This is a genomic window from Hydrogenophaga sp. NFH-34 (genome assembly GCF_021401345.1).
Lineage (GTDB): Bacteria > Pseudomonadota > Gammaproteobacteria > Burkholderiales > Burkholderiaceae_C > Hydrogenophaga > Hydrogenophaga electricum.
In genome coordinates, this window is record NZ_JACBGE010000060.1 from 1 (window position 1) to 1,969 (window position 1,969).

A 1,969-nucleotide genomic window follows, 5' to 3' on the forward strand; every position below is an offset into this window, starting at 1 on the left:
TTTGAAGCGCGGCGCGCCCAGGTCACCGCCAGCCGCCGCATCGGCGAGCCGCAGGACATCGCCGACGTGGCCCTGTTCCTGGCCAGCCCGCGCTCGGCCTACGTCAACGGCGCCGAAATCGCCGTCGATGGCGGCATGTCCTCGATGCTGATGGACATGGTGCCGCGCCCCGGATTCAACCAATGACCCCCACGCTCCACCGCTGCGCGGGTCGCTGCCCCCCGAAGGGGCGCGGCCTTGCTTGGGGCGGCCCGGCGCTGCGGCCAAACACCACTTGAGGAGACACACATGAACAAAACCGCCTACGACCTCATCGTCGTCGGCTCCGGCGCTGCCGGCCTGTCCTGCGCCATCACCGCCAAAAAGCGTGGCCTGGACGTGCTGGTGCTGGAGAAAGAACCCGTGTTCGGCGGCACCACCGCGCTCTCGGGCGGTGTGCTGTGGATTCCACTCGGCCCGCACGGGCGCCAGCAGAACCCGGGCGACACCCGCGCTGCCGTGCGCCGCTACCTCATGGAAGAGACCGGCCAGTTCTTTGACGACGCCGTGGTCGAGGCCTTCCTCGACCAGGCGCCCCGGATGGTCGAATTCTTCGAGCGCGAAACCGCCATGCAGTTCGTGCCCACGCTCTACCCCGACTACCACCCCGACGTGGCCGGGGGCGTGGACATCGGCCGCTCCATCCTGGCCAAACCCTTCGACATCCGCGGACTCGGGCGGGACATGGCGCGGCTCAAACCCCCGCTCAAGACCATCACCTTCATCGGGATGATGTTCAACTCCTCCAACGCCGACCTCAAACACTTCTTCCGTGCCACCAAATCGCTGACCTCCTTCCTCTACGTGGCCAAACGCCTGGCCACCCACCTCAAGGAACTGGCGCTGTACCGCCGCGGCATCCAGGTCACCAGCGGCAACGCGCTGGCCGCACGCCTGGCCAAGTCGGCGCTCGACCTGGGCATCCCCATCCTCACCTCGACCCCCGCGAAGGCGCTGCTGATGGACGGCGAGCACGTGCAGGGCGTGCGCAGCGAACACGCCAGCTTCACCGCACGCCACGGCGTGGTGCTGGCCTGCGGCGGCTTCCCGCACGACGTCCAGCGCATCGCCCAGGCCTACCCGCACGTCGCGCGCGGGCACCAGCACCTCTCGCCCACACCGCTGGGCAACACCGGCGACGGCGTGGCCATGGCCGAGCAGGCCGGTGGCGTGGCCGACATCCGCTTCAAGGACAGCGCGGCCTGGATGCCCGTCTCCAGGGTCGACTACGGCGGGGGTGAGGTCGGCGTCTTCCCGCACCTGCTGGACCGCTACAAGCCCGGCGTCATCGGCGTGCTGGCCAACGGCCGGCGCTTCACCAACGAATCCAACTCGTACCACGACGTGGGGGCGGCCATGATCACCGCCTGCGCCGGCATGGCCGAGACCGCCATGTGGCTGGTGTGCGACAAGACCACGCTGGCCAAGTACGGGCTGGGCTTTGTCAAACCCGCGCCCATGCCCATTGGCAAGTTCCTGCGCAACGGCTACCTGATCAAGGGCAACACGCTGGCCGAACTGGCGCAAAACGCCGGCATCGATCCGGCCGGCCTGGCGCAGACCGTCAAGGACTACAACGTCGGCGCCGTCAAGGGCGAAGACCCCGCCTTCGGGCGCGGGCGCACCAGCTTCAACCGCTACCTGGCCGATCCCGAACACCGGCCCAACCCCTGCGTGGCGCCGGTACAGACCGGTCCGTTCTACGCGGTCAAGGTGGTCATGGGCGATCTGGGCACCTTTGACGGGGTGCGCACCAGCGTGGTGGGCGAGGTGCTGCGGCGCGACGGCTCGGCCATCGCCGGTCTGTACGCCGTGGGCAACGACCGTGCCAGCATGATGGGGGGCAACTACCCGGGTGCGGGCATCACCCACGGGCCCAACATGACTTTCGGTTTCCTCACGGGCAACCACATCGCCGACACGGCAGGAG

Annotated in this window: 2 protein-coding genes; both read left to right on the forward strand. The window is 68.6% G+C overall.

What is annotated here, in order from left to right; translation table 11 throughout:
- Window positions 1-186, forward strand: a 186-nt coding sequence (locus L0977_RS25290; RefSeq protein ID WP_234267685.1) for an SDR family oxidoreductase, incomplete at its 5' end; no start/stop codon positions are given.
- Window positions 187-288: 102 nt separating this feature from the next.
- Window positions 289-1,969 (forward strand): FAD-dependent oxidoreductase (locus L0977_RS25295; RefSeq protein WP_234267686.1); only part of this gene is annotated, 1,681 nt, incomplete at its 3' end.